This window comes from Chromobacterium sp. INPA-IVC (genome assembly GCF_059047085.1).
Map to the genome: position 1 here is coordinate 116636 of NZ_JBTNLS010000002.1, position 25847 is coordinate 142482.

The following is a 25847-nucleotide window of genomic DNA, read 5'->3' on the forward strand; positions in this document are numbered from 1 at the left end:
GTCCGGCTCAAAGCTGGTTGTAGACGCCGCCCAAGGCGCGCAGCACCTCGGAGGCGGCGTCGAGCGCTTGGTCGTCCATGCCCCGCAGCTCGCGCTCCAGCACCTCGGCCAGCAGGCGTTCGCGCTCTCGGTGGCGCGCAAGGCCCAATTCAGTCAGCCCCACCAGCACCGAGCGCTTATCCGCCAGCGACTTCGCTTTCTCCACATAGCCCTGCTCGCTGAGGCCATTCACCAATTGGGTGACGCCGGCGCCGGTGGTCTCGGTCAGCTCCGCCAGCCGCGCCACCGGCAAGGCTCCCTCCTCCGCCAATATCCGCAACACTCTCGCGTGCGACAGCGACAGCGCGCCGGCCTGGCGCGTGGCGCGGCCGCGCAGCCGGGCATCGGCGGCGCTCAGGCTGTAGGCGGCGCGGCTCAGCCTCGCCAGCGCCTGCTGGCGCGCTTCTCCCGCCTCGCTGGGCAAGGCATCCCCCTGGGGCTTGGTTGACATGCGTTCCGGCTCCACAATAATATAACTAAGTACTTAGTTAATTTCAGGTACGATCAATCTAACGAGGTGAAAATTATGTCACGTTCAGAAGCGCAAAGCTGGTCGCTGGACATCGCGCTGGCCCAAGGCGGTTTCGACGCCCTGCACCCGGAAGGCAAAAACACCCTGCTGCAGCTGGGCCATGACCCGGCCGATTTCGACGCCGTGTTCGAGCAGGTGAAAAGCGGCGCGATGCTGCCCAAGGCCTGGGCGGAAGTGGCCGCCCGCGCCGAACGGCGCGCCGCCCACTACGAGCGCGACGGCTACCGCCGCACCGCCGCCGATCTCTACCTGCGCGCCGCGGTGATGTGGGGCCGCGCGCAGTATTCGATCTTCGACACCGCCGATCCGCGCAAGGCCTCCTTGCGCGCGCGTTGCAACCATTGCGTCGAACGCATCGGCGAACTGCGCGACGGCCGGGTGCGGCGAGTGGAGATTCCGTTCGAGGGCGGCGTCATCCACGCGCTGCTGCACCTGCCGGACGGCGAAGTCCGCCAGGCGCCAGCGGTGATTCTCGGCCCCGGCATGGACATGATCAAGGAAGACTACCTGTACGCCGCCGAGCGCTACTACACCTCGCGCGGCATGGTGGCGCTGTCGATAGAGGGCCCCGGCCAGGGAGAAAGCCGCGCCGGCGGCCTGGCCGTCACCCTGGATAACTATGAGCGGGCGCTGGAAGCCTATGCCGGCTACCTCGCCGGCCTGCCCGAAGTGGACGCCGGCCGCATCGGCATGTTCGGCATCAGCATGAGCGGCTACTGGGGACTGCGCTCCGCCGCCGGCGCCACCCGGCTGGCCGCCCTGGCCGCCTACGAAGCGGTGTGCGGCGACTTCCTCACCATTTTCGAGCGCGCCCAGCCCAGCTTCAAGAAAAACTACATGTATATGAGCGGCTACCGCGACGAGGCCATTTTCGACCGCGAAATGCGCGACCGCATGCCGCTGGACGCGATGGCCGCCGACATCCGCATCCCGGTGCTGCTGGGAATCGGCGAGTTCGACGAGCTGACGCCGCTGGAACAGGCGCTGGCGTGTTACCAGCGCATCCGCGCGCCCAAGGAGATGCGCGTCTACGAAAACGAATTCCACCCGCTGGGCGGCGTGGCGGCGGAAGTCTTCCGCTACGGCGCGGAATGGCTGGAACGGGCGCTGTCCGGCGATCCCGCGCTGCGCGAGCCGGGCCGGGATGTGCGCCACTATCTGCGCCGCGACGGCCATATCGGCGACGGCAGCGCCGCGCCGGACTGGTGGCAGGGCGCAGACCCGGTGGGCGGGCAGCGCGCCTGATCCGGCGATGCCAAGCGAAAGGCCGGCGGCGAGCGGCGATAAGCATTTGAACGATTGACGCCATCCGGCCCCATCGCCAGACTGGCTTCATGCCAAAGACATGGAGGCATGTCATGAGTCAGCCTGTTCAGGCCCTGCTGTTCGACGTGTTCGGCACCGTGGTGGACTGGCGCGAGGGCGTGGCCCGCGACGCCGCCGCCTTCCTGCAGCGCCATCCCGGCGCCAGGCAGGACGCTTACGCCTTCGCCGACGCCTGGCGCGGCCGCTACTCGCCGGCGATGGAGGTGGTGCGCGCCGGCCGTCGCCCGTTCACCCGGCTGGACCAGCTGCACCGCGAAAACCTGGAGGCCACGCTGCCGGCCTTCGGCATCGATCCGGCTTCGGTGCCTGAGGATCAGCTGCAATGGCTGAACCGAGCCTGGCACCGGCTGGACCCGTGGCCGGACAGCGTGGCCGGCCTGACCCGGCTGAAGGCGCGCTACATCATCGCCACGCTCAGCAACGGCAACACCAGCCTGCTGCTCAATATGGCCAAATACGCCGGCCTGCCGTGGGACGCGATACTCGGCGCAGAGGCCGCCCAGGCCTACAAGCCGACGCCGCAGGCCTATCTGCGAACGGCGGAGCTGCTGGACCTGCCGCCAGAACGGATCTGCCTGGTGGCGGCGCACAACGGCGATCTGGCCGCCGCGCGCCAGTGCGGGCTGAAAACCGCCTTCGTCGCCCGGCCGCGGGAATTCGGACCGAAACAACAGACGGATCTGGCCGCGGAGCAGGATTGGGATTGGGTGGCGGGGAACTTCATCGAGCTGGCGGCGCAATTTCAGGCATGAACGCATCAACCGCGACAGCACCTGTCCTTTCTGACAGTTACTCATATCTGCTCCTGCTGGCGGCGAGCGTCTAAAATTTCCCGTCTTGCCGACGGTGGCTTTCGCCATCGCCCCGCAGCTTCGCTCAAAAATCAAAACCGGATCCAATCTTGAAACCGCAACTCCGCCTGAAAACGCTCGCCGCCGCCGTCATCGCCTGCGGAGCCCTGCTGCTGCCCCAAGCCGCCGCCGCCAAGCCCGCCTCGCTGGATGACCAGCTGACCCAGGCCACCTCTGCTTATCTGGACAAACCTTCCGCCAAGAAAATGCAGCGCATCCAGACGCTGCTGGCCAAGGGCGCGCGCCCGCATCACGCCCAGACCGGCGAGGGGGACGCCGGCCTCTCCGCCCTGCCTTTCGCGATCGCCGCGCCCAGCCCGGAACTGGTCCGGCTGTTCCTCGCCCGGAAACCGGATCTGGAAATTCCGGTCACCCGCGAGAATCCGCTGACGCCGCTGCAACTGGCGCTGGTCGACGACGAGGCCGAATCGGAAGACATGCTGCAAGTGGTCTCCCTGCTGCTGGCGGCCGGCGCCGACATCAACAACGCCGGCCCCAACCGGCTGGTCACGCCGGTGATGCTGGCGGCAGGCTACGGCGCCGATCTGAAGCCGCAATCGCTGCGACGCTTGCTGCAAGCCGGCGCCGACGCCAACCGCCCCAATATGGACAACGCCAGCGCGATCAACGCCATGGCCGCCGGCAATCTGGACGCCATCCAGCAGCTGCGCGCCGCGGGCGTCCGGCTGGACAACCGCAGCGACAGCGGCGAAACCGCGCTGCACCAGGTCTGCGCGCGGCCCGAGGCCGAACAGGAGCAAGCCGATCCGCAGGCCGGCGAACGCATCCGCCTGTTCAAGGCCGCCGGCCTGAGCCTGAACCAGCAGCTGCCCGCCGCCAACGGCGACTACATCGTGATGCCGCTGGCCGCCGCGGTGGAAAGCGGCAACCGCGACTGCGTCAAGGCGATGCTGGCCGAAGGCGCCGATGCCGAGCTGCCGGTATTCGCCCATCTGACGGCGGAGAAAGCCGAGGCGGAAGGCCTGGACAACCCCAGCATCCGCCAATACGTGCAGAATCGCGCCGAAGAGCTGGATGGCGAGATGATGGCGCTGTTCCGCCGCTGAGCCAGGCATCCGCGAAGACAAACGGGACGGCGATGCCGTCCCGTTTTTTACGCCTGCTCGCCGCCATCCACCCGGCGCCGCGTCTGCAGAATCGGCGGCGCCCAGGTTTCGCCCGGCCGCTTCTTGCGGGTGGCCAGCGTCAGTTCCGACGGGGCGAAGATGTTGATGTTGTGGGTGTTGGGCGTGGTGATCAGGTACTGCGCCTCGGTGGCTTTCAGGAAGCCGGCCACGCGGTCGATGTTGAAGATGTCGAGGTGGGCGAACGGCTCGTCGATGAAGACGAAGCCGGACGGATTGGACTCGTCCATCATCAGGCCGATCAGCAGGATCAGCGACTTCATCACCTGCTGGCCGCCGGACGCCTCGCCGTCGTTCATGCCCATCATGCCTTTCTGGTCGAAGTTGAACTTCAGCACCAGGCCGGCCTGGGCCAGCACCGCGTCGTCATTGGACAACTGCGGCAGCTCCACCTCCACCTGGATGCCGGCCAGCTCGCCCAGCCGCTTCACGTTCTGGCCGTAAACGCGCACGGTGGCGCGCAGCTTGCCGATATAGGCGGCGCGCGCCTCGTCGGTCAGCTCGCGCGAACGGTCCACCTCGCCCTGGCGGCGCTGGCGCTCGCGGTCCAGCGACGTCAGGTCCTCCACCAGCTTGTCCTTCAGCGCCAGCACCGAGTCGTCCTGCTCCCAGTCGCCGCTCTGCAGCTTCTCTTCCAGGTAGTTCAGCTGGTGCTTGGCGTCGGCGGCGGTGTCGAACTCGTCCTCCAGCGCCGCCACATGCTCCGGCGCCAGCGCGTCGGCCGACAATCTCTCCGCCCATTCGCGCAGTTCGCCGCTGAGCCGGCGCAGCTGGCGGCGCGCCAGCTCCACTTCCTGCAGCTTCTGATTGTATTTGGACAGGCTCTCCATCTCGCGCTGGCAGACGCGGTCGTGCGCCAGCCGCGCGTCGCCGTGGCGCTGGTCGGCCGCGTCCTTCTCCGCGCCGGCGTCGGCCAGCGCCGCGCCCTGGCGGGCGATCTCGGCTTCCAGCTCGGCCTTGCGCGATTCCAGCGCTGAAAACTCGTCGGCGCGGCTGTCCAGCTGGCGTATCGCGTCCATGCCGCCCAAGTACTCGGCCAGGCCCGCCGCCTCGCGGGTGGCGGCCACCAGCCGCTCCTCGTCGCCGAGGATGCGCACGTTGAGCTGTTTCAGCTCGTCGCGCACGGCCATGAGGCGCGACTGCCGCGCCGCTTCGCCAAACGCGTATTCGTGCGCCGGCACGCCGATATGGCGCGCGCCGCGGCGTTCGCGGAAATAGCCATCGCGGGTGATCCAGTCTCCTTCAGCGCTAGCGCCCTCTAGCGCGTTCTCCACCCGCGTCACGCTGTTCATCTGCCGGTACAACCATTCCGGCGCGTCGGCGGAGAAGCGCACCACTTCCAGCAGGCTGCCCTTGTTGGCGCGCGGCGGCGCGGCGCGCTCCGGCACCACGAAATGGCGGTAGCGCAGCTTCTCGCCTATCTTCCACGCCTCGCGGCGATCGGACTCCCTGTCCAGCAGCACCACGTGGCGGTAGCCGCGCAGCAGCGCCTCCACCGCGCCCTGCCAGTTGGAATCCATCACCTCGACGATGTCGGACAGCATCGCGTGCGGGATGCCGGCCTCGTCCAGCGCCGCCTTGAACTGGCGCACGTCCTCCGGCGAGCGGCCGCGGCCGATTTCCAGCGCCTGCAGATGCTCAGAGCTGTCCTGGCGCTGCTTTTTCAGCGCGCGCAGGCCATCTTTCAATTGATCGGCCTCGGCGCGCAGCGCGGCCAGCTTGTCGGCCAGCTGCGCGGCGTCGGCGCCATACTCCTTGCCGGCCAGGGCCTGCAGCCGGTCGCGCTCCTTCAGCTGGCCGGCCACGCCGGCGTGCTCGCCCTTGGCCTTCATGAAGGCGTCCTGCGCCGCCTGCCGCACCGTTTCCGCCGCGGCGCGCGCCTCGGCGGCGCTCACTTCGGCCGCTTTCAGCTTGGCCACCAGGTCCAGCGTGTCGGCATGCTCGGCGCGCGCCTGGTTCAGCACGTGGTAGCCGGAGCGGTAATCGCCCCATTGCTTGCCGAAGGCAGTTTTGGCATCCAGATAGGCCAGCACCGGCAGCGCTTCATCGCGCAGGCGGGCGATGCCGGTCTGCAGCTGCTTCCATTCCAGGTAACGGTTGGCGCGGCCCTTCATCGCCTCCACCCGCACCTGCAGCGCCTCTTCCTGGCGGCCCAGGGCCTCCAGCTCCAGCTCGGTAGCGCGCTGCTCGTCGCGGGCGCGCTGGTAGTTGTCCAGCACGTCCTTGTCGCCGAACACCTGGAACACCAGGTCCAGCAGCTGGCGCGGGCTGTATTCGGTCAGCTTGTCGGTATCGCCCTGCTCCAGCGCCAGCACCTCGGCCACCGCCGGGGTCAGGCCGGCGGCTTCCAAGCGGCGGCGGTACTCGTGCACGCCCAGCCATTGCGCCTGGCCCTCGGCATGCTCCAGCGCGATGTCGCCGTCCAGGATCGCGTAGTGGCGCACCCAGTCGCCACCCTGCTTCTTGATCCGGCACAGCAGCGTCACCGACTCCGACACGATGGGGAAGAACGGCGTCGGGTACAGGCCGCCGCTGGGGCGGCGCGGGTTGTCGACCACGCCGCGCAGATAGGCGAAGGCTTCCTTGTTGTTGCGCACGTAGCGCTTGTAGTCGCGCTTGCCGGAGCATTTGATCGCCAGCAGCGTGCGCATCGCGTCCAGCAAGGTGGTCTTCCCGGAGCCATTAGGCCCGATGATGGTGACGATCTGGGCGTCCAGCGGCACGCTCAGCCGCTGCCAGAAGTCCCAGTGCACCATTTCCACCGATTTCATCTGGAACATCAGCGAGCCTCCCCGTCGGCCGCGTCGTCCGGCGGCAGGTCAAACAGCGGGCCGGCCGACGCTATGCCGTCGTCCGCGCCTTCTTCTTCGATCTCGTCGTCGACTCGCTTGTCCACCAGCATGTCGCGGCCCTCGCGCCGCAGCAGCACGTCGGCCAGCGCGCCCTCGATGATGCGCGGCGCCAGCTGGGCGTAGTCGATCATCAGGTCCAGCATCGGCCCCTCGTCCAGCCAGCGGTTGCGGCGGACGATGAAGCCCAGGTTGACCAGCCGGCCCAGATTGGCGCTGAAGCGGGTGCGGCCGCCCAAAGCCTTGCCGAAGTCGGCATACAGCGCGTCTTCGGAAATGCCGGTGGACACGGTTTCGCCGGTTTCAAGCGGCTTCTGCGCGCCGAACATGTCGCTCTGGCTCTCCTTGCCGGCCTCGACGCGGGCGATCTGGCGCTCGCGCTTGGGCAGGATGATCAACGCCCACAAGATGACCAGCAGCGCCACGCCGTCGCGCGGCAGGCCCAGATTGTTGTTGAGCCAGGCGTCGCCGGAGCCGAACACAGGCTCGGTCATTTCCGGCAGCAGCGCCGCGGCGATGTGCTCGGCGTACGGGTTCTCCACCAGCCGCAGGCCGACGGCGGCCAGGCTCTTGTCCAGCTCGGCGCGGAAGATGTCGTCCAGCAGCGCCTTGCGCGCCAGCGCGTCGGCGCGCGGCACCACCCGGTGCGCCAGTAGGCGGGCGGTGAGGGTTTTGATTTCGTGTTCCATGTCTATTCTTTGCTTGCCCGCCCGGAATGGTCCGCGCGCGGCGTATCCATCATTGGCCGGCGCGGCCGCCGTTAGCCACCAGCCTGGCGTCGGACAAGGTAGCCACCTCCGGGTGGTCCGTCGCGATCACATCGTCGCCCCCCTGCAGGCTGAACGGCAGCTTGGCCAGCGCGGCGACGATGCTCTGGTCGTTGCTGGTTTCCGGATCGCCGATCAGGGACAGCAAGGACAGCCGGTAGGCGGTTTCGTTGTAGCTGTCGGCCAGCACCGCCTGGCTGATGTGGGCGTCGGCGGCGCCGCTCATGCCCAGCTCCAGCAGCAGGTCGTACATTTCTTCGGCCTCCAGCAACCGCTCCATTTCCGGCGCGTCGGCCAGCGGCGCGGCTTCGCCGCCCGGCAGCACGTGGGCGCCGGCCTTGGCGCGCTCGCGCGCCAGCAGCTCGAACTCGGCCACGTCGGCCAGCTCGGGCGTCGACAGGAAAGCCGGCTCCAGACAGATGGACCAGCCGCCCGCCAGCTTGCCGGCCAGCATGGCCGCGCCCTGGCGGCGCAGCCAGTCGGCGATGTCGGTGGAGGTGAGGCCGGAATTGCCCAGGTGCACGCGCTGCGCGGCCAACTGCGCCAGCCGGCGCTCGAAGGTGCCGGCCAGCGCCAGCATCCGGCTCTGCGCCAGCGCGATGGCCTGCGCCTGGTTCAGCACCATCAGGCTCAGCGTGTCGTCCTGGGTCAGGCTCTTCACCACTTCGGTGGACTTGGCCACCCAGCGCCACACCGCTTCCAGCCGGTGCTGCGCGGCGCGGATGCGGAATTCGGACTGCGACTCCAGCGCTTCCTCGAATTCGGCGTACAGCTCGTTCAGCCGCGCCAGCAAGTGTTTCAGCGCCTCGTCCGACACCTGGCCGACGGCCTGGCCGGCCGCCACCTGGCTGGCCAGATAGCCCAGCTCGACGTCGTCGCCGGAGAAATCGACCAGCGTCGCCAGGGCCGCCAGCGCGACGCGCGCGCCCTCGGACAGCTGGTACACGCCGCCGTCGCTGTCGTAGACCAGCAAATCACCTTCGCGCAGTCGCCCCAGAATGGTGGCCAGTTTGGTATCGTTAAGGTAGGAGAAGCGCTGGGCGATTTCCTGCGGCGTCCACAGCGGCGCCTCGGCGCGGCCGCCCAGCTCTCGCAGCACCAGGAGGCGCATCAGCACTTCCTCGTCGCCGCCGCGGAACAGCGTGACGAAAACGGACAGATAGCCCCATGCGCCCTGCAGCCGCGACACGGCCTGCAGCGAGCCGGGCTCGATGCCGGGCTGGAAGAAATCGGACAATGAATCCAAGCGCGCTCCACAAGCTGGGGTGAATCAAAGCGGAGATTGTCCCGGCGGCCCGCCGCTTCGTCAACGCGGCGATGCGTTTTATCCTGGCCGCGAGCCATAACAAATCATTAGAGGAGATATCATGCTCACCCGACACCATCCGCTACTGTCGCCCAGCCTGGGCAGCCAGCGCGCGCTGACCAGCTTCCACTTCGGCCAGGAAGGCCGCGGCGAGAAGGTCCACATCCAGGCCAGCCTGCACGCCGACGAACTGCCCGGCATGCTGGTGGCCTGGCACCTGAAGCAGCGGCTGCGCCAGCTGGAGAACGAAGGCGCCATCCTGGGCGAGATCACGGTGCTGCCGATGGCCAATCCCATCGGCCTGAACCAGAACCATAGCAACCGCCTGCTGGGCCGCTTCGAGCTGATGAGCGGCCAGAACTTCAACCGCCACTACCTGCCGATGGCCGAGCCGGTGTTCGCCGCCGTGCGCCAGCAACTGGGCGCGGACGCCAAGGCCAACACCCGGCTGATCCGCGCCGCGATGCGGGCCGAACTGGCGCGCCAGCAGCCGCAGACCGAGCTGCAATCGCTGCGCCATGCGCTGCAATCGATGGCCTTCGACGCCGACATCATGCTGGACCTGCACTGCGACAGCCGCGCCGACATCCATCTGTACACCGGCACGCCGCTATGGGACCAGTGCGAGCCGCTGGCGCGCTATCTGGGCGTCTGCGCCAGCCTGCTGGCCGAGGACTCCGGCGATTATCCGTTCGACGAATCCTGCAGCCAGCCGTGGTGGCAGCTGCGCGACCTGGCTGCCCAGGCCGGGCTGTCCGCGCCGATCGAAATGGCCTGTCTGGCGGTGACGATAGAATTGCGCGGCGAGTGCGACGTCAACCTGGAATACGCGGCCAAGGACGCCGAGGCCATCATCGACTTCCTGCAGCATCGCGGCGTGATCGCCGGCGACGCGCCGCCGCTGCCGCCGCTGCGCCACCCGGCCACGCCGCTGGCCGCGTCCGAGGACCTGCTGGCACCCCACGCCGGCGTGGTGGTGTACCGCGCCGCGGCCGGCAGCCTGCTCAGCCCCGGCGATCTGGTGGCCGACGTGATCGATCCGCTGACCGACGCGGTCAGCCAGGTCTGCACCCAGCGCGGCGGCGTACTGTACGCCACCAGCGACCGGCCCTACGCCACCACCGGCCTCGGCCTGGCCCGCGTGGCCGGCGACACCGCGTTCAAGAGCGGCAAGCTGTTGACCGCCTGACGGAATTTTCGCCGCCGGCGGCGATCCAAGCTGTTTCGCATCGCCGCCGGACTCCGCCTCATGAAAACGCTCGCTCCCCTGCTATTGTCCCTGTCCATCCTGCTGCCGGCCGCGCCGGCCATCGCCGCGCCCGCGTCTTCCGCGCCGGCCGCCGAGGCGGTATTCGCCGAACTGGCGCGCCAGCCCGCCTACCAGGCAGCCTGGATGAGCATGATGGCCGGCGCCAAACACGCGCCGGAATGGCTGCGCGAAGCGCGCGCCACCAGCGCGCCCTACCATCCGGCCGCCATCGCCGGCAAACGCTATCTGGCCGGCGAGATGTGCAAGCCGCACGATTGCGCCGGCAACCGCTTCTTCGGCCTGTTCAGCGCCGACAAGCGCCGCGCGATGGGCCTGCTGGTGACGGTGGCCGACGTGCCCGAGGCGGTGGACCATCCGGCCAAGCACGCCAGCTACCGCTGGCTGGGCAAGCCGGACAAGGAGCAACGCGCCTATCTGATGCAACAACTGAAACAGGACCCGAACTGGAAATGAAAACGCTGAAACCCGCTCTCGCCGCGCTGCCGGCGCTGCTCCTGGCCGCCTGCGCGCAAAACCCGGCGCCGCAGCCGCAAGCTGTCGGCATGGCCAACCCGGCCTCGGTCTATTGCGTGAAACAAGGCGGCAAACTGCTGCCGCAAAAGGACGCCGCCGGCGGCGAGTACGCGCTGTGCCAGCTGCCCGATGGCCGGGCGGTGGAGGAATGGACGCTGTTCCGCTCGCAGCAGCCGGCCGCGCCGGCGCCGTAAACCGACTTACCCACAGCCATCGCTCAAATCCGGATTTATCCACAGAGATGGATGGCGCGCCAAAAAACAAACCCGCCGGCTGACAGCTCCGGCGGGCTTCCTACCCCCTTTGGCAGGGATAGTCTTACTTTAGACTACCGGACAGGAAAGCCTTCAGCCTTTCGCTCTTGGTGTTGCCGAACACCTCGTCCGGATGGCCCTCTTCCTCCACGCGGCCCTGGTGCAGGAACATCACGTGGTTGGACACATTGCGGGCGAAGCCCATCTCGTGGGTGACGACGATCATGGTGCGGCCCTCTTCCGCCAGCGCCTGCATCACCTTCAGCACCTCGCCCACCAGCTCCGGGTCCAGCGCCGAGGTCGGCTCATCGAACAGCATCACTTCCGGCTCCATCGTCAGCGCGCGGGCGATGGCCACGCGCTGCTGCTGGCCGCCGGACAGGTGGGCCGGGTACTTGGCCTGGGCGCGCTCGTCCAGCCCCACCTTGGCCAGGTATTTCTTGGCGCGGGCGATGGCCTCTTCGCGCGGCAGGCCCAGCACATGCACCGGCGCCTCGATGACGTTTTCCAACACCGTCATGTGGCCCCACAGATTGAAGTGCTGGAACACCATGGCCAGCTTGGTGCGCATGGTCTGCAGCTGTTTCTGGTCGGCCGGCACCAACTCGCCCTGCTTGTTGCGCGACAGGCGGATTTCCTCGCCGTTCAGCGCGATGCTGCCGTCGTTCGGCTTTTCCAGAAAGTTGATGCAGCGCAGGAAGGTGCTCTTGCCCGAGCCCGACGAGCCGATGATGCTGATCACGTCGCCGGCCTTGGCCTTCAGCGAGATGCCTTTCAGAACTTCGTGGTCGCCGTAGCTCTTGTGAATGTTGCTGATGTTCAGCTTGTCCATCTAATAAATCCCCAGTATTTCTCAGCTCTTGGTCGGATGCAGGTAAGCGAGCCAGCGGGCTTCAGCCTTGCGGAACAGGCCGACCAGAATAAAGGTGATGCTCAGATACAGCAAGGCCGCCAGGCCGAAGGCGTTGAAGGAATCGTACGTGGCGGCGTTGGCGTCGCGCGCGACCTTCAGGATATCCGGCACGGTGGCGGTGAAGGCCACGGTGGTGGCGTGCAGCATCAGGATCACTTCGTTGCTGTACGCCGGCAGCGCGCGGCGCAGCGCCGACGGAATGATCACCCGGCGGTATAGCGTGAACGGGCTCATGCCGTAAGCGCGCCCGGCCTCGATCTCGCCATAGGACGTGGCCTTGATCGCGCCGGCGAAGATTTCGGTGGTGTAGGCGCAAGTGTTGAGCGCGAACGCCAGGATGGTGCAGTTGTAGCCTTCGCGGAAGAAGTGGTTGAGGAAACCTACCTCGCGCACCACGTCCAGGCTGTACATGCCGCTGTAGAAGAAGATCAGCTGCACGTAGAGCGGCGTGCCGCGGAACACATAGGTGTACAAGCCCACCAGGCGCGCCAGCCATTTGATCTTGGACACGCGCGCCACCGCCAGCGGTATGGAGACGACGAAGCCGAAGGCGATGGACAGCACCAACAGCCACATGGTGACGGCCAGACCGGACAGGTGGTAGCCGTCGCTCCACAGGAAGGCCCGCCAGTATTGCTGGATGATGTCTATCATAGGTCGGCCTTCCGCACGCCGGTGGAATAGCGGCGCTCCAGCTTCGCCAGCACGAAATTGGACAGCGCGGTCAGCGCCAGGTAGATGGCGCCCGCCACCAGCGTGAAGAAGAACACGCGGTAGGTGCTCTTGCCGGCGTCGATGGACGCCTTGACCACATCGGCCAGGCCGATAATGGACACCAGCGCGGTGGCCTTCAGCATCACCTGCCAGTTATTGGAGATGCCGGGCAGCGCGAAGCGCATCATCTGCGGGAACTGCACGCGGTGGAACACCTGCCAGCCGCTCATGCCGTAAGCGATGCCAGCCTCGATCTGCCCCTTGGGCACCGACAGGAAGGCGCCGCGCAGCGTCTCGGTGAAATAGGCGCCGTAAATGAAGCCCAGCGTGACGATGCCGGACACGAAGGGATCGAGGTCGATCTGGTCGATGTGCATCGCCTCGGTGATCTTGTTCATGCCGATCTGCAGGCTGTAGAAGATCAGCAGCATCAACACCAGGTCGGGCACCCCGCGCACCAGGGTGGTGTACAGCGTGGACACGCCGCCCAGCAGCGGGTTGTGCGACAGCTTGGCGCCGGCGCCGACGAGACCGATGACGAAGGCAAGCAGCAGCGACAGCACCGACAGCTCCAGCGTCACCAGGGTCCCCTGCCAGATAATGGGACCGAATCCATCCAGAAACATATGTTCCCCTTGTCGAGTGGCCGCCGCTTTCAGCTTATGGTGCCGAATGGCGACGGACGCTCCAGATCAATACGCCCCGCAAGGCGGGGCGCATCACAGCGCGGGCGGGCGGACGGGCCGCGCGCCCGGAACGGCATCAGCCGCCGTACACGTCGAAGGAGAAGTACTTCTTCTCGATCTTCTTGTAGGTGCCGTCCTTCAGCATGTCGGCGATCGCCTTGTCGATGCCGGCCTTCAGATCCTTGTCTTCCTTGCGCAGGCCGATGCCGGCGCCTTCGCCCAGGGTCTGCGGATCGACCAGGTCCTTGCCGGCGAAGGCGAAGCCCTTGCCTTCAGGCTTCTTCAGGAAGCCCATGTCGGCCTGCACCGCGTCCTGCAAGGACGCGTCCAGACGGCCCGCGGTCAGGTCGGCCAGCACCAGGGTCTGGTTCTGGTAGGGAACCACTTCCACGCCGGCCGGCGCCCAGTGTTTCTTGGCGTAGGCTTCCTGGATGGTGCCCTGCTCCACGCCCACGCGCTTGCCCTTCAGCGAAGCCGGGGTCGGCATCAGGCCGGAACCGGACTTGGCGACCATGCGGGTCGGGGTGTTGAACAGCTTGGCGGAGAAGGCGATTTCCTTCATCCGGGCTTCGGTCATCGACATCGACGACAGCACGCCGTCGAACTTCTTAGCCTTCAGCGCCGGGATCATGCCGTCGAAATCGTTTTCCACCCACACGCACTTGGCTTTCATGCGTTTGCAGATTTCGTTGCCCAGATCGACGTCGAAACCCACCACCTGGCCGTTCGGCGCCTTGTACTCGAACGGCGCGTAGCTGGCGTCAACGCCGAAGCGGATTTCCTTCCAGTCTTTGGCGTAAGCCCCCAGGGATGCGGCCATCAGACCCACGGCCAGCGCAGCAAGTGCTTTCTTCATTTCCTTCTCCTCATCAATCGTACTGCCTTGTTGGTATCCGGACGATGCCGGACTTTCTCTCCGGGCCGATCCCGCCTGGCCCGCGCCGCCCGGTGCGGCCCCGGCCCAAGCGGCGGCTGCACCAGTTATATAGTTAGAGTATTTCGTCTAGCAAGCCGGATTTCGCCGCTCCGCCAGCCGGGCCCCCGGCTGGCGGATGACAAAACCTGGCGCCTGGTCCCGGACCGGCGCTTCCCGCCCGAGCCGTCGAAACGGCTGGACAGGAAGGCGCGGCACGGCGCCGGCGGCTTTGTCGGCGGCTCCTTCCGGCTTCGGCTTCGACAAGCAGAATTCATGCCACGGCCATCCGGAAGCGCTGGTCTTCCGCGCCATCTCCTGAGGACAAAATACAACATCCAATCGACTTGGGAAGTAACGGCGCGTGAAAGGATCGGTGTACAGCAAAGCGACGTTAATTGCCGAAAATCGGCCAAAACCCCGCATTTTGCCCAAGTGGAATAAAAAAGCGGGCTGGATATGCATCCAGCCCGCTTCTCATAGCAGTTAAATACTGCGATTTCGTTACGCGTCGTCACCTTCGCTTACAGCCGGCGCTTCCGGCGCGATCACCTTCTGCTTGGCCGCGGCGGCTTGCTGCTGCTTCTCCTCGGCCTCCTTGCGGGCGGCGGCGCGCACCACGTCCAGGTAGGCCATGATGGCGAAAGTCAGCTCGCGGGTGCCTTCATGGTTCAGCGCGGAGATGGAGAACACGCGCGGCGCCTTGATGTCGAAGCCCAGGCTGTCGTCCGGCTTCTCCGCCGGCCAGCCATAGGCGTTGAGGAAGGCCGACACCGTCAGCTCGCGCTCGTCCGGCGGCAGCATGTCCACCTTGTTCAGCACCAGCCAGCGCGGCTTGCCGTGCAGTTCTTCATCGTACTTCTTCAGTTCTTCCACGATGGCGCGCGCTTCGCGCACCGGATCGACGTCCGGGTCGAACGGGGCGATGTCCACCACATGCAGCAGCAGGCCGGTGCGCTGCAGGTGCTTCAGGAAGCGATGGCCCAGGCCCGCGCCTTCCGCCGCGCCTTCGATCAGGCCCGGAATGTCGGCGATCACGAAGCTGCGGGTGTCATCCATCCGCACCACGCCCAGGTTCGGGTGCAGCGTGGTGAACGGATAATCGGCCACCTTGGGGCGCGCGGCGGACACCGAGCGGATGAAAGTGGACTTGCCGGCATTGGGCATGCCCAACAGGCCGACGTCGGCCAATACCTTCAACTCCAGCCGCAGCGTGCGCTGCTCGCCCTGCTCGCCCGGCGTGCATTGGCGCGGCGAACGGTTGGTGGACGACTTGAAATGGATGTTGCCCAGGCCGCCCTTGCCGCCCTTGGCGATCATGATGCGCTGGCCGTGGTGGGTCAGGTCGGCCACCAGCTCGCCGGTGTCGTGGTCGACAATCACAGTGCCCACCGGCATTTTCAGCTCGATGTCGTCGCCGCCCTTGCCGTAGCAATCGGCGCCGCGGCCGCGCTCGCCGTGCTCCGCCAGGTATTTCTTGACGAAGCGGAACTCAACCAGGGTGTTGACGTTTTCGTCGGCCACCGCGAACACGCTGCCGCCCTTGCCGCCGTCGCCGCCGTCCGGGCCGCCGAACGGGATATATTTTTCACGGCGGAAACTAGCCACGCCATTGCCGCCGCGTCCGGCCATCACTTCAATGCGGGCTTCATCGATAAACTTCATGTCTACAACCTCTGTTCTGCGAGGAGTCAGGGGTCAGGACTGGCTCCAGCCCTCACGCCTTGCCCCTCGGTATGAAAAAAGCCCTATCGAAGGATAGGGCTTTCTCGGATGCTGGAAAGCGAATTATTCGCCGTCAACACCGGTGTACGGAATCACGTTAACGGTCTTGCGCTGTTGCGCGCCCTTAACGGTGAATTCAACGTAGCCATCAACCTTGGCGAACAGGGTGTGATCCTTGCCCTGACCAACGTTTTCACCAGCGTGGAAGCGGGTGCCGCGCTGACGCACGATGATGGAACCAGCCGGAATCAGTTCGCTACCGTAAACCTTAACGCCCAGGCGTTTGGCTTCGGAGTCACGACCGTTGCGGGAGCTACCGCCTGCTTTTTTGTGTGCCATGACTGTTTATCCTTACTTCGAAATCGCGTCGATGCGGATTTCGGTGTAGTTCTGACGATGACCCTGGTGTTTCTGGTAGTGCTTACGACGACGCATCTTGAAGATGCGGATCTTGTCGCCACGACCGTGGGAAACAACGGTAGCCTTAACAGTGGCGCCAGCAATCATCGGCGCGCCAACCACAACCTGTTCACCGTCAGCAATCATCAGCACTTCTTCAAGTACGATCTGGCTGTCGACGTCTGCAGGTATCTGTTCTACTTTGAGTTTTTCACCGATGGCAACTTTGTACTGCTTGCCGCCGGTTTTTATGACCGCATACATTCGCATGAGCTCCTGATAAATGAATCCCCCCACGCCTGATGCGCAGGGAACGCGAGACTATACGGGCCTATCGCCAACTTGTCAATGATTTCATCGACTTAAGCTGCGAGCACGGCGGCATGGCGGGGGAATGGGCTTTTCTGGTAACATCCAGAGCTTTGGCGTAGCCCTCGAACGATAACTGGTTGAAAACGTGTCCACCCCGCTTTTCCGAACCCTGATAGCCGACGACATGCAGACGGTAGACAGCGTGATCCGCGCCCGCCTGCACTCCGACGTCGTCCTGATCCGCCAGGTGGCGGAATACATCATCTCCGCCGGGGGCAAACGCCTGCGCCCCATCCTGACCCTGTTGTCGGGCCGCGCGCTGGGCTACCGGGGCGAGCACCTGTTCGAACTCGCCGCGATGATAGAGTTCATTCACACCGCCACCCTGCTGCACGACGACGTGGTGGACGAATCCGACCTGCGCCGCGGCCGCAAGACCGCCAATGCGCTGTTCGGCAACGCCGCCAGCGTACTGGTGGGCGACTTCCTCTACACCCGCGCCTTCCAGATGATGGTCACCACCCGCAACATGACCATCCTGGAAGTGATGGCCGAGGCGACCAACATCATCGCCGAAGGCGAGGTGCTTCAGCTGCTGAACATCGGCAATACCGACGTCAGCGAAGACGAATACCTGAAGGTCATCCAGTACAAGACCGCCAAACTGTTCGAAGCCGCCGCCCGCGTCGGCGCGCTGATCGCCGACGCCTCCGCCGAACAGGTGCAGGCTATGGCCGACTACGGCATGTACCTGGGCACCGCCTTCCAGATCATCGACGACGTGCTGGACTACAGCGGCGACGCCGACACCATAGGCAAGAGCCTGGGCGACGACCTGGCCGAAGGCAAGCCTACCCTGCCGCTGATCTACACCATGCGCAACGGCAGCCCGGAAGCCTCCGCGCTGGTGCGCGACGCGCTGGAAAACGCCAACCGCGACCGTTTCCACGATGTATTGAATGCGGTACAATCCTGCGGCGCGCTGGAATACGCCAAGAATGAAGCCGTGAAAATGGCCGAACAGGCCATCGCCTCCTTGCAGAACATTCCCGATTCGGAAGTCCGCCAGGCCCTGATCGAATTGGCCCGCCTGTCGGTGGACCGCAGCGCCTGACCGCACCAGCTTTCCGTAGCGTCTCCGTAGTTAAATGGATATAACGGCCCCCTCCTAAGGGGCAGTTACAGGTTCGATTCCTGTCGGGGGCACCACCAGCACTTCCAGAGCGATCCAAAAACCCGCACCAGCCAACAAGGCTTTGCGGGTTTTTTAACGTCCAAAATTCTCCCAAGTTGCTTCGCAAGCATCTGATGAAAGCAACTAGAAGTCGCTCACTTCAGTTCCATTGGCGCAGGGCAATATGCGTGCTTCGAACGCCAGGCAGCTCTAGATGAGTAACAGATACTCGCGAGCGCCCAATCCAATGGCTACAAGCGCTTAGCGGCGAAGCGGTGTTTCTGGTGACGCCGGGCGCTTTCAAGGGCGAAGTCATCGCCGGCTATGAAGTGCGGCATGCCTGCGAAGTGCTGTACCGGGCGGGGATGCTGCAACGGCCAAAGGGGCGCGCTGGTTGGACCGTGCATGGCGGCAAAGGCGTGGGCCAGGTCTACCGCATGCAGTTGCATCCGCACGACGGCGAAGCGGAAGAGAGTAAGCGAAAAATTTCTCACGTGAGGCCAAACCCACTGCCAACTCTGCCAACACCTATCTAATGAGCTGATTTATATAGCTTTATCTGTTGGCAGTGAGTTGGCAGTGTTGGCAGTCAATTGGCAGTTCCTCCGCCCCATCCCGCCCAGTTGGCAGTTTGCCCCTGCCAGTTGGCATTGCTTTAGCCGCCACTGCCAACAACCAAACCCATACAAATCAGCCACTTACAGACAAGTTGGCAGTGTTGGCAGTAGTTTTTGCTACATACGTAAGAAAAAGACGCGCGGTTTAAAATCAATCGGCATACCATTTAAGGCAAATTGTGCCAGCCTAGATACAAGAACATCGCATGGCGAAGATCAACTACACCCGCGAACAACTAAACTGCGCGAAAACGCTGATCGGTGAAGAATGGCCCAACAACTTGAGCGATGAGAAGTTGCAAGAACTTCTCGCAAACACCGTCAAGTACAAAGCCAAGAATCTGACCTTAAGCGGCGAAACGCCGGACCCGATAACCGGCATCGACTACTACCCGAAACGCCAGGCCGACCAAACCTTGGTCAAGGGCCTATCGCTGCAACGAATGCTGTTCGAAGCGCTGCACCCAGGCATCAGCCTGCCCACCTACCCCGAACGCGAAGCCGAGAAGACCGCCGCCAGGGCGCAACTGCAAGACGCCAGCTTGCCGCTGGCCGAACGCACCCAGGCAGCCCAGCGCGTCATTGCTATGCACTACGCCCGCTCGGTATGGGATGGACTCGACCACAAGCAGCCGCTGGGCTTCTTGAGTCATCCCGACCTGACTGAATACACCGCCCACTATCTGCATTCCGCGCCTGACCTGGCCCGTGCCCACTTCGGGGAAGATGTGGCACGGGCACTGCAAGATCAATACCAACGTCCCACCCCGTTGCAGATGGAGACAGGCTTAAGTTATTGGCGTGCGGTAAAAGTTGCTCCCAAAATAGGGAAGTAATTCTCATTACTCGCCTAATGATATTTTAAATATTATGCAAGTTCATTGCGCCGGTTAATAATTCATCAAAATATAAATTGACGTCCATTCAATTTAAATCCGTAGGCATATTCCAATAGCAACTTTTTAGCCAACAAAGAACCATTTAAAATAATGGAGAAACCATGATTACAAGAAGTCAAATAAAAAATGAATTTGAACGAATAGCAAAAAACGCCATTCCGGAAAAAGAGCATATATATGAATTTTTCTCATCAAGTGCATTTCTAATTCTAATACCAGCCATCTCTCTATTTCTACTATACCTACTAATCAATCATTTCCATTTCAATGAAATTACTTACTTTTCCGCAGGGGAAAAGGGAATAAAATCATTAGCTGATTCAGATTTTTTTAATTTCTTCGGAATAATAACATTATTTCTATTTGGAATTAATATAATATTGCCACAGTTAAATTTTTTAAATAAAACCACCGCAAGATTTGCAGATGCTGTTTTTTCATCCGGCATGCTGGGATTAGGTGCCATCATCGGTGAGATTTTTATCGCATACAAACAAACCCCTACTGACCAGCAGCCTTCCTCCGTCATATTGTTCTTCATCCCAATCGAAGTTATAATACTTTTCATGATTAATGGATTTGTATTTTTAATCAAAACCACGCTAACTCCCAAGCCCGGAAAAGACAAATCAAAATTAATTGAATATCTAGCAAATAATCGTTCATTTTCACAGATTATAATTGGGCTTGTATTTATGATATGTCCAATATGGGTTGTTATTATCCCTAAGCCTTGGTCACTCATACTCCCATTAGTCTTATGCTCAGTATTCTTACTCTACTTTAAGCTCAAAAACAAGCCTCAACCGAAACCATAAATAGGGCATGCAATTACAGAAAACCTTGAAGCCCACCATCAAGCAGATATGAAAGTCGACGCAAATAGCATCAACTTAATCCATGCAAAATCATATTCAATGAACAATAATTGACGTTATTAAACAGAAATTGAAACGGTGGTGATAAATGTCACTAGACTGGAAACTCATAAATTGCCAAACGCTAGCATCCATCGAATTAGATACTTTTCTTCAAGACGTCGAGAAATTTGACTGTGACACCTACCAAGCTGAAATTTCATCAAAGCTGGATCAAAATGATGATTGCTTGAGTGGCGAGCAACGCGAGTGCTTGCGCTTCATAAGTGCTGTATTGTCAATGATGCTTCATACCGACCAACCAGCAGAACCATTTGGACCTATGTTTGTAATAGAGGATAAACGTAGTGCTGTTCCAGCTGACTTTCCGAAGGAGAAGCTACGAGAGATAGAAACATGGGTGTTGTCTCTACAAAACCCGGAGCTTCGTGCTCGTTTTTCGGATTTACTATGGATTCAAATACGCTCGTTTACTGCAGCGAAAGCGGCAGTTGAAGCTTACCTTTCATCAGCGAAAGGGTTAGAGAATCCAAACGATTGGGCTCCGTGCTATAAACGCTTAGAGAGAGCGCTGCGTCTATCTGCAAGCCTTGGGAAAGGCGGAGCCTTACTACAAAAAAAGGTGTTGAATGAAATAGAAACCATACTAAAAAAACATCGCGGCACCGACCCCTTATATCTCACACTCCGGCTAATAAAATTATTACTGGAATTCAAGAATGGCGATACAAAAAAATGCGCAGAATTTGCCTTAACCGCTGCAATTGAATCAACAAAAAACCAGAACTTCTGGAGGGCGAAGGAATACTACCAACTTGCATCAGAATGTCACCGCAAAATTGGAGACAAAGAGAACGAAGAAAACGCGTTACGCGCTGCAGCCGAAAGCTTAGTTAGTGAAGCCGAGCTTGCACACAAGCAACCAGGGCGTGGGGCAATGACAGCCGCTTCTATCTTATCAGATGCCATCGAAATGATGCGTCAGGTACCCAAAGGCCGAACACGAGCAGCTGAGCTTCATGAATTATTATTATCACTACAACAAGAGTCAGTAGCAGACCTGAAACCGGTTACGACAAGTACCGACGTAACCACATTAATTCAGAGTTCCATGGCAGCAGTTCAAGGTAAGCCCATTAACGAAGCTGTATTTATCTTGAGCAGACTAACAAATCCACCATCAATAGAAAAGCTTCAACATACAGTCCACGAACTCTCTCGTAAATCAATATTTTCCAGTCGCATTTCCTTCTCGAAATTGAATTCACGCGGTCGGGTCATTGCCCGTGCTCCTTGTTTAGAGGCTGAAGCAAATAACTACAAAGAAGATGGCCTTCGTTGGCGCATGTTCAGCCATGCATGTAGAAGAAGGGGCCTTATTGTATATTCTGTACTCAATCCCGCTCGGACAAAGATTCTTGAAGAACACGCTCCCGACAGGCAGGAGCTATTAAGCTTAATTCGTTACAGCCCTTGGATTCCACCGGGCCATACCGAAAGTGTACTTCGTGCTCTAGTTGCAGGCTTCCAAGGTGATATGCTCATCGCCGGGCATCTAGTACCACCTCAACTCGAAGCAATGGTACGTCATGTCGTTGAATCCTACGGCGGTACTACTTCCATGCTTGATCCCACAGGGATACAACCCGAGCGTTCTCTAGGAGTTCTGTTGGAAACTCCTGAAGCGTTGCAAGCGTTCGGCGAAGATGGAGTATTCGAGCTACAAGATCTACTTATTGATCCCCTAGGCACAAATCTCCGAAACGAGATGGCTCATGGACTACTGAACGATACAGATCTGTTCGGGAGCGATGTGCTATATGCATGGTGGCTACTACTACGATTCTGCGTATTATCGTCAAAAATAATGGAACGGAGGCTTGCAGAATCCGCATCAACCATTGCCCCCGATGAGTCCTATCCCAAAAATGACAAGAAAAACTCCACACCAGAATCGGATTAGGATTCCGAGCCCGATTGAATACAAGACGTCAGATGCTCACAAACGATGAAGCAAGCTAATACTGAAGCACGGGGGCACAAATGGGGGCATTCAAATAAATTCAAAATAAGAAAATACTTTTAAAACAATAAAATAAAAATCATAATCGATTCCTGTCGGGCCAAAGCAGTTAGAACCACAAATGGGAAAGCCACACCCGAAAAATGGTGCGGCTTTTTACATTCCATGTTTCGGCAACAACCTTGCCCACCCCGCAGCCAACCGCTAGATTGAGCGGCGGACCATTTCGCCAGCCAGGACAATGCATACGCCTTTCAGCATACGGGCCGCCCAAGCGGCGGACCTGCCGGCCCTCATCGATTTAGATCCCATCGCCAGGCGAGAGCCCGGCCGGCGGCAGGCGCTGGGCGACGCGATCGCCGCGCAAAGCTGCTGGCTTGCAGAGGCCGCCGGCGGCTCCGTTAAGATATTGGGCTACGGCATTCTGGATCGCTCTTTCTTCCAACAGCGCTTCATCCCGCTGCTGATGGTGGCGGAAGCGGCGCGGGGCCGCGGCGTCGCCAGCGCGCTGATGCTTGCGCTGGAAGCGCAATGCGCGGGCGGCAAGCTGTTTACTTCCACTAATGAATCGAATGCGCCGATGCGCCGCTTGCTGCGCAAGCTGGGCTATGGGGAAAGCGGCCGTATCGAGAACCTGGATGACGGCGACCCGGAGCTCATATTCATGAAGCTGGCCGAGCGCCGGACCGGCTAGCGCGGCGGCTGCGGCCAGCTCAGCTCGAAACGGCTGCCGCCGCCCGCCGGGCTGCAGCGGGCCTCGCCGCCATGGGCGCGGGCGATGGCGGCCACCACCGCCAGCCCCAGGCCGCTGCCGCCCTTGCCGCTTTGGCGCGCCGCGTCGGAGCGGCGGAAGGCTTCGAACACGTGCGGCGCGAAATCGCCGGGAATGCCCGGGCCCTCGTCCTCCACTCGCAGGCGGCACTGGCCGCCCTCCACCCTTAGCTGCACCCGCACCAGGCCGGGTTGCGCATAGCGGCGCGCGTTGTCCAGCAAGGCCAGCAGCGCCTGGCGGATGCGCACCGGATCGCACTGCGCCGGCCGCTCGTCCAGATCCAGCGCCGCCTGCAGCCCGGCCGCCTGCAACGCGTCCTCGAACACCTCCACCACCGCGCGCACTTCGGCGGCCAGATCGGTGTTCCGCATCTCGATGTCCAGATGCCCGCTTTCCGCCAGGCTGATCACGCGCAGGTCCTCGATCAGGTGGGCCAGGCCCTCCACCTGGGCCAGCAGCCGGCGGAACTGGCTTTCGTCCGGGGTGAACACCCCTTCCGCCAGCCCCTGCAGCCGGCCGCGCAGCACGGTGACCGGCGTGCGCAGCTCATGGGCGATGGCGGCGTTCCAGAACGCCTGCTCCTTGGTCATGCGCTGCAGCTGGTCCGCCAGCGCGTTGAAATCGTCGGCCAGCGCGGCGGCTTCGCGCAAGGAGCGGTCGCCGGCCGCCGCGCGCGCGTCCAGATCGCCCAGGGCGACGCGGCGTATGCCCGCCGCCACGGAGTTGAGCGGCACCAGGATGCGGCGCGCCAGACGCAGGCCCATCACCACCGACAGCGCCAGGCCCGCCACGGTGCTGGAAATCAGCCACACCCACTCCGGCGCGGTCATCTTCCAGCCCGGCGCTTCGAACTGCACCGGCCAATAGGTCATTGCCACGTAGTAGAAAGTGAAGCCGGTCACCACCACCAGCACGGTCACGCAGAAGGCCATCGTCGCCATCGACAGCGCGATCTGGCGGCTCAGTCCCTCCAGCCTCATTCGCCGCTCCACAGTTTGTAGCCCACGCCGCGGACGCCGGCCGGAATCCCCTCCACGCCGCGCTCTTCCAGCTTCTTGCGCAGCTTGCTGATATGGCTGTCCACCGTGCGCTCCAGCGTGTCGCCTTCCGGCAGGCAGGCGGCCAGCAGCTCGGCGCGGGTGAACACCCGCCTGGGCACGCGCGCCAGCTGCGCCAGCAGCTTGAACTCGGTCAGCGTCAGACTCAGCGCGTGGCGCTGCTTGCCCACCAGCACGGCGGCTTCGTGCTGCTCCAGGTCGATCTCGAACGGGTCGGCGCGCAGCACGCGCGGCTCGGCCTGGCGCGAGGCGGCCATGGAACGGCGCAGCACCGCCTGCGCGCGCGCCACCACTTCCGCCGGGTTGAACGGCTTGACCACGTAGTCGTCGGCGCCGATGCGCAGGCCCATCAGCTTGTCGATGTCCTGGTCCAGCGCCGTCAGCATGATCACCGGCGTGTCGCCGCGGTGGCGGATCTCGGCCAGCGCCTGCCAGCCGTCTACATGCGGCATCTGCACGTCCAGCAACACCAGGTCCGGCTTCAGCGCCAGATGCATCTCCAGCGCCTTCCTGCCGTCGGCGGCGTGCGCGCTGCGCAGGCCGCCGCGCGCCAGATAGGCGGCGAGGATCTCGGCGATTTCGGGTTCGTCTTCGGCTATCAGCACCAGGGCTTGCGCCGCCTGGGCCGCGGGTCGGATTGTGTCGCTCATGCTGCCGGTTTCGCGTTCATTGCGCATCTCCATCGAATCTCCATGCTACCACACGGCAATCCCCATCCTGCGCGGGCACACTGCCGCCCATCACAAGTTTGAACGCTATGGAGTCATCATGAATTACTTGCAAGCCTGCCGCTGCGGCGGCGCCTGCGCGCTGGCCGTTGCGCTGCTGGCCGGCTGCTCCCAGCCCGCGCCGCAGGACGCCCCGGCGGCGATCCCGGTGGCCGCCGCCACGCTGGCCCCCGCCCCGCTGAAATTGAGCGACGATCTGCCCGGCCGCGTGGCCGCGGTGCGCGTCGCGGAAATCCGCCCGCAGGTGGGCGGCATCGTGCTGCGTCGGCTGTTCGAGCAAGGCAGCGAGGTCAAGGCCGGCCAGCCGCTGTTCCAGATCAATCCGGCCCCGCTCAAGGCGGACGCCGATACCGCGGCGGCCGCCTTGCAGCGGGCCGAAGCCGCGCTGGCCCGCGCCCGCGCGCAAACCGCCCGGCTGCAGCCGCTGGTCGAGACCGACGCCGTCAGCCGCCAGGTGTTCGACGACGCGGCGTCGCAGCGCGACCAGGCCGCCGCCGACGTGGCCCAGGCCCGCGCCGCGCTGGCCCGCCGCCGGCTGGATCTGAAATTCGCCACGGTGGAGGCGCCGATCAGCGGCCGCATCGACCAGGCGTTGGTCACCGAGGGCGCGCTGGCGGCCTCCGGCGACGCCTCGCCGATGGCGCGCATCCAGCAGATCGACCAGGTTTACGTGGACGTGCGCCAGCCGGCCGCGGCGCTGGAGTCGGTGCGGCGGACGCTGGCGGCGCAGCCGGAAGCGGCCGGCCGCGGCCTGCCGGTGGCGCTGCTGCGCGCCGACGGCAAGCCTTACGACGAAACCGGCCGCATCCTGTTCTCCGGCGTCAATGTCGACGCCGGCACCGGCGACGTGCTGCTGCGCGTGCTGGTGGACAATCCGCAACGGCAACTGCTGCCGGGCATGTTCGTCCGCGCCCGCGTGCCGCGCGCGAGCTACGCAGACGCGCTGACCGTGCCGCAGCAGGCGGTGGTGCGCATCGGCGGCAAGCCGCAGGTATGGACCGTGGACGCCAAGAGCCACGCGCGCCTCGCCGCCGTGGAGCTGGGCGAACTGGCCGAGCGCCGCTACCGCATCCAGGCCGGCCTCAAAGCCGGGCAGAAGGTGGTGGTCGAGGGCATGGAGCGCCTGTCCGAGGGCGCGCTGGTCGCAGCTAGCGTCGCCGCGCCGGCGCGCCGCTGAGCGAGGG

Annotated in this window: 27 protein-coding genes and 1 tRNA gene; 14 read left to right on the forward strand and 14 right to left on the reverse strand. The window is 63.0% G+C overall.

The genetic code is table 11. The annotated features are described in order from the left end of the window. Positions 1 to 7: 7 nt before the first annotated feature. A complete protein-coding gene (locus ACX17K_RS03330) occupies positions 8 to 490 on the reverse strand; it encodes a MarR family winged helix-turn-helix transcriptional regulator (RefSeq protein ID WP_231152588.1) in 483 nt (160 codons plus the stop codon). A 75-nt stretch (positions 491 to 565) separates the two neighbouring features. Here ACX17K_RS03330 and ACX17K_RS03335 point away from each other — a divergent pair, with 75 nt between their 5' ends. The 3 genes from ACX17K_RS03335 to ACX17K_RS03345 all read left to right on the forward strand — a co-directional run bounded on the left by ACX17K_RS03335 (position 566) and on the right by ACX17K_RS03345 (position 3815). Next, the gene (locus ACX17K_RS03335; RefSeq protein WP_493773686.1) at positions 566 to 1816 is read left to right on the forward strand and encodes an alpha/beta hydrolase; all 1251 of its coding nucleotides are present in this window, start codon (positions 566 to 568) and stop codon (positions 1814 to 1816) included. Between the two features lie 113 nt (positions 1817 to 1929). Then, a complete protein-coding gene (locus ACX17K_RS03340) occupies positions 1930 to 2649 on the forward strand; it encodes a haloacid dehalogenase type II (protein ID WP_493773687.1) in 720 nt (239 codons plus the stop codon). Between the two features lie 149 nt (positions 2650 to 2798). Next, on the forward strand, positions 2799 to 3815 hold the full coding sequence (locus tag ACX17K_RS03345; protein ID WP_493773688.1) for an ankyrin repeat domain-containing protein: 1017 nt from the start codon (positions 2799 to 2801) through the stop codon (positions 3813 to 3815). A gap of 47 nt (positions 3816 to 3862) precedes the next feature. Here ACX17K_RS03345 and ACX17K_RS03350 read toward each other — a convergent pair whose 3' ends face one another. The 3 genes from ACX17K_RS03350 to ACX17K_RS03360 are packed head-to-tail and all read right to left on the reverse strand — an operon-like array spanning position 3863 to position 8755. Beyond that, positions 3863 to 6673, reverse strand: coding sequence for an ATP-binding protein (locus tag ACX17K_RS03350; protein WP_493773689.1), 2811 nt, complete (start codon positions 6671 to 6673; stop codon positions 3863 to 3865). Then, positions 6673 to 7431, reverse strand: a complete 759-nt coding sequence (locus tag ACX17K_RS03355; protein ID WP_493773690.1) for a hypothetical protein — start codon at positions 7429 to 7431, stop codon at positions 6673 to 6675. The genes ACX17K_RS03350 and ACX17K_RS03355 overlap by 1 nt, the downstream gene beginning before the upstream one ends. A gap of 49 nt (positions 7432 to 7480) precedes the next feature. Further along, positions 7481 to 8755: a hypothetical protein gene (locus ACX17K_RS03360; RefSeq protein WP_493773691.1), complete on the reverse strand. Its 1275-nt coding sequence runs from the start codon at positions 8753 to 8755 to the stop codon at positions 7481 to 7483. 121 nt (positions 8756 to 8876) lie between these two features. Between ACX17K_RS03360 and ACX17K_RS03365 the strand changes: the two genes are divergently transcribed. The 3 genes from ACX17K_RS03365 to ACX17K_RS03375 are packed head-to-tail and all read left to right on the forward strand — an operon-like array spanning position 8877 to position 10792. Further along, positions 8877 to 10004, forward strand: a complete 1128-nt coding sequence (locus ACX17K_RS03365) for a succinylglutamate desuccinylase/aspartoacylase family protein (protein ID WP_493773692.1) — start codon at positions 8877 to 8879, stop codon at positions 10002 to 10004. A 60-nt stretch (positions 10005 to 10064) separates the two neighbouring features. Beyond that, complete coding sequence (locus tag ACX17K_RS03370; protein ID WP_493773693.1) at positions 10065 to 10538, forward strand: inhibitor of vertebrate lysozyme family protein; 474 nt, start codon at positions 10065 to 10067, stop codon at positions 10536 to 10538. After that, positions 10535 to 10792: a putative hemolysin gene (locus ACX17K_RS03375; RefSeq protein WP_231152557.1), complete on the forward strand. Its 258-nt coding sequence runs from the start codon at positions 10535 to 10537 to the stop codon at positions 10790 to 10792. The genes ACX17K_RS03370 and ACX17K_RS03375 overlap by 4 nt, the downstream gene beginning before the upstream one ends. A gap of 124 nt (positions 10793 to 10916) precedes the next feature. Here ACX17K_RS03375 and ACX17K_RS03380 read toward each other — a convergent pair whose 3' ends face one another. The 8 genes from ACX17K_RS03380 to rplU form a co-directional block, all read right to left on the reverse strand. Next, entirely contained in the window at positions 10917 to 11684 is a 768-nt protein-coding gene (locus ACX17K_RS03380) for an ABC transporter ATP-binding protein (RefSeq protein ID WP_347370963.1), read from the reverse strand. A 21-nt stretch (positions 11685 to 11705) separates the two neighbouring features. After that, entirely contained in the window at positions 11706 to 12419 is a 714-nt protein-coding gene (locus ACX17K_RS03385) for an ABC transporter permease (protein ID WP_021476837.1), read from the reverse strand. Then, positions 12416 to 13105: an ABC transporter permease gene (locus ACX17K_RS03390; RefSeq protein WP_493773694.1), complete on the reverse strand. Its 690-nt coding sequence runs from the start codon at positions 13103 to 13105 to the stop codon at positions 12416 to 12418. Before ACX17K_RS03390 ends, ACX17K_RS03385 begins: the two co-directional genes overlap by 4 nt. A gap of 136 nt (positions 13106 to 13241) precedes the next feature. After that, on the reverse strand, positions 13242 to 14021 hold the full coding sequence (locus tag ACX17K_RS03395) for an ABC transporter substrate-binding protein (protein WP_493773695.1): 780 nt from the start codon (positions 14019 to 14021) through the stop codon (positions 13242 to 13244). Between the two features lie 147 nt (positions 14022 to 14168). Continuing rightward, positions 14169 to 14543 (reverse strand): hypothetical protein, encoded by a 375-nt coding sequence (locus tag ACX17K_RS03400; RefSeq protein ID WP_493773696.1) that lies wholly within the window; start codon positions 14541 to 14543, stop codon positions 14169 to 14171. A 39-nt stretch (positions 14544 to 14582) separates the two neighbouring features. After that, entirely contained in the window at positions 14583 to 15743 is a 1161-nt protein-coding gene (gene obgE, locus ACX17K_RS03405; RefSeq protein WP_493773697.1) for a GTPase ObgE, read from the reverse strand. Positions 15744 to 15866: 123 nt separating this feature from the next. Continuing rightward, positions 15867 to 16142: a 50S ribosomal protein L27 gene (gene rpmA, locus ACX17K_RS03410; RefSeq protein WP_021476841.1), complete on the reverse strand. Its 276-nt coding sequence runs from the start codon at positions 16140 to 16142 to the stop codon at positions 15867 to 15869. 12 nt (positions 16143 to 16154) lie between these two features. Then, on the reverse strand, positions 16155 to 16466 hold the full coding sequence (gene rplU / locus ACX17K_RS03415; protein WP_021476842.1) for a 50S ribosomal protein L21: 312 nt from the start codon (positions 16464 to 16466) through the stop codon (positions 16155 to 16157). Between the two features lie 181 nt (positions 16467 to 16647). Between rplU and ispB the strand changes: the two genes are divergently transcribed. The 7 genes from ispB to ACX17K_RS03450 all read left to right on the forward strand — a co-directional run bounded on the left by ispB (position 16648) and on the right by ACX17K_RS03450 (position 22799). After that, positions 16648 to 17628, forward strand: coding sequence for an octaprenyl diphosphate synthase (ispB, locus tag ACX17K_RS03420; RefSeq protein ID WP_046167368.1), 981 nt, complete (start codon positions 16648 to 16650; stop codon positions 17626 to 17628). Positions 17629 to 17648: 20 nt separating this feature from the next. Next, positions 17649 to 17723 (forward strand) — tRNA-Arg (locus tag ACX17K_RS03425). A 240-nt stretch (positions 17724 to 17963) separates the two neighbouring features. After that, positions 17964 to 18224, forward strand: coding sequence for a hypothetical protein (locus ACX17K_RS03430; RefSeq protein WP_493773698.1), 261 nt, complete (start codon positions 17964 to 17966; stop codon positions 18222 to 18224). A 287-nt stretch (positions 18225 to 18511) separates the two neighbouring features. Then, positions 18512 to 19141: a hypothetical protein gene (locus tag ACX17K_RS03435; protein WP_493773699.1), complete on the forward strand. Its 630-nt coding sequence runs from the start codon at positions 18512 to 18514 to the stop codon at positions 19139 to 19141. 164 nt (positions 19142 to 19305) lie between these two features. Beyond that, entirely contained in the window at positions 19306 to 20022 is a 717-nt protein-coding gene (locus ACX17K_RS03440) for a hypothetical protein (protein ID WP_493773700.1), read from the forward strand. A gap of 148 nt (positions 20023 to 20170) precedes the next feature. Beyond that, entirely contained in the window at positions 20171 to 22045 is a 1875-nt protein-coding gene (locus tag ACX17K_RS03445; RefSeq protein ID WP_493773701.1) for a DUF7380 domain-containing protein, read from the forward strand. A gap of 301 nt (positions 22046 to 22346) precedes the next feature. Then, the gene (locus ACX17K_RS03450) at positions 22347 to 22799 is read left to right on the forward strand and encodes a GNAT family N-acetyltransferase (RefSeq protein WP_493773702.1); all 453 of its coding nucleotides are present in this window, start codon (positions 22347 to 22349) and stop codon (positions 22797 to 22799) included. Here ACX17K_RS03450 and ACX17K_RS03455 read toward each other — a convergent pair. Together ACX17K_RS03455 and ACX17K_RS03460 are read right to left on the reverse strand one after the other, a co-directional pair. After that, positions 22796 to 23857 carry an ATP-binding protein gene (locus ACX17K_RS03455; protein WP_493773703.1) on the reverse strand — a complete coding sequence of 354 codons (1062 nt, stop codon included), beginning with the start codon at positions 23855 to 23857 and terminating at the stop codon, positions 22796 to 22798. The genes ACX17K_RS03450 and ACX17K_RS03455 overlap by 4 nt on opposite strands. Then, positions 23854 to 24618, reverse strand: a complete 765-nt coding sequence (locus ACX17K_RS03460; RefSeq protein ID WP_493773704.1) for a response regulator — start codon at positions 24616 to 24618, stop codon at positions 23854 to 23856. The genes ACX17K_RS03455 and ACX17K_RS03460 overlap by 4 nt, the downstream gene beginning before the upstream one ends. A gap of 85 nt (positions 24619 to 24703) precedes the next feature. Here ACX17K_RS03460 and ACX17K_RS03465 point away from each other — a divergent pair, with 85 nt between their 5' ends. After that, a complete protein-coding gene (locus tag ACX17K_RS03465) occupies positions 24704 to 25840 on the forward strand; it encodes an efflux RND transporter periplasmic adaptor subunit (RefSeq protein WP_347751727.1) in 1137 nt (378 codons plus the stop codon). Positions 25841 to 25847 lie beyond the last annotated feature (7 nt).